The sequence below is a fragment of the Streptomyces chiangmaiensis genome, assembly GCF_036281785.1.
Taxonomy (GTDB): domain Bacteria; phylum Actinomycetota; class Actinomycetes; order Streptomycetales; family Streptomycetaceae; genus Streptomyces; species Streptomyces chiangmaiensis.
The window spans coordinates 1-753 of record NZ_JAYWVC010000678.1 but is presented as its reverse complement, the minus strand read 5'-3'; the positions used below and the strand labels follow the sequence as shown (position 1 = coordinate 753).

The following is a 753-nucleotide window of genomic DNA, read 5'->3' as shown; positions in this document are numbered from 1 at the left end:
TGGCCCGCCTCCACCGCCGTTTCGAGGTGGTGCCCGGCGCCCAGGCCCAGGTCGACTGGGGTGACGAGGGCGGCATCCTGGCCCATGTCGGGATCCCGAAGGTCTACTCCTTCCACATGGTCCTCTCCTATTCCCGGGATCCGTTCTGCTGCTTCACCACCAGCCAGAACCTCGCGGTCTTCTGGGAGTGCCACCGCCGGGCGTTCGCGCACTACGGCGGGGTGCCCGGCGTGATCGTCTACGACCGGACCAAGACCGTGGTCCGCCGCCATGTCGCACCTGGTGAGGCGGTCCCTTTGCATCCGGAGGCCGTCGCATTCGCCGGCCACTACGACTTCGACATCGACGTGCTGGCGGCCTACCGCCCCACCGGCAAGGGCCGGATCGAGCGCCAGGTGACCATCGTCCGTGACCACGTGCTGGCCGGCCGGGCCTTCTCAGGTCTGGACGATCTGGACGGGGCGTTCATGGCCTGGGTCCCCCAGCGCCGGGCACGCACGCACCGCACCCACGGCGAAGTGATCGGCGTGCGGGCCGCACGGGATCATTCGGCGCTGCGGCCACTGCCCGCCCGCCCCTATGTCGTCGCCGACCGGTTTTTGCGGCATGTCGGCAAGGACTGCCTGGTCGCCTTCGACGCCAACCTCTACTCGGTGCCCGCCGTCAAGGTCCGCCACCGCCAACTCGTCGAGGTGAGAGCGTCGGCCGCCACCGTCGCGCTGCATGCCACGGTGCCCGACGCGCAGGGCATCA

The 753-nt window shown here is 69.9% G+C and carries 1 protein-coding gene; it reads left to right on the top strand.

All coding sequences use genetic code 11. The features are described 5' to 3' along the window. Window positions 1-753 (top strand): IS21 family transposase (gene istA / locus VXC91_RS46370; protein WP_329513332.1); only part of this gene is annotated, 753 nt, incomplete at both ends.